The organism is Paenibacillus amylolyticus (assembly GCF_003719335.1).
GTDB classification, from domain to species: domain Bacteria; phylum Bacillota; class Bacilli; order Paenibacillales; family Paenibacillaceae; genus Paenibacillus; species Paenibacillus amylolyticus_D.
The window spans coordinates 1-261 of record NZ_RIAS01000062.1 but is presented as its reverse complement, the minus strand read 5'-3'; the positions used below and the strand labels follow the sequence as shown (position 1 = coordinate 261).

Sequence of the window (261 nt, the reverse complement as noted above, 5' to 3'; positions counted from 1 at the left end):
ATGACCCGTAGGGGATTCGAACCCCTGTTACCTCCGTGAAAGGGAGGTGTCTTAACCCCTTGACCAACGGGCCTTACCTAAAGAAGAATTATGGCGGAGAGAGAGGGATTCGAACCCTCGAGACGCTTGTGACGCCTACACGATTTCCAATCGTGCTCCTTCGGCCAGCTCGGACACCTCTCCATGGCTCCCCGAACAGGACTCGAACCTGTGACAACTCGATTAACAGTCGAGTGCTCTACCAACTGAGCTATCAGGGAA

Annotated in this window: 3 tRNA genes; all 3 read right to left on the bottom strand. The window is 54.0% G+C overall.

Annotated features, from left to right (window positions below):
* Position 1 precedes the first annotated feature (1 nt).
* The 3 genes from EC604_RS29655 to EC604_RS29645 all read right to left on the bottom strand — a co-directional run bounded on the left by EC604_RS29655 (position 2) and on the right by EC604_RS29645 (position 260).
* Positions 2-73: transfer RNA gene (locus EC604_RS29655), tRNA-Glu, on the bottom strand.
* 18 nt (positions 74-91) lie between these two features.
* A tRNA-Ser gene (locus EC604_RS29650) sits at positions 92-183 on the bottom strand.
* 1 nt (position 184) lies between these two features.
* A tRNA-Asn gene (locus EC604_RS29645) sits at positions 185-260 on the bottom strand.
* Between the last annotated feature and the right edge of the window lies 1 nt (position 261).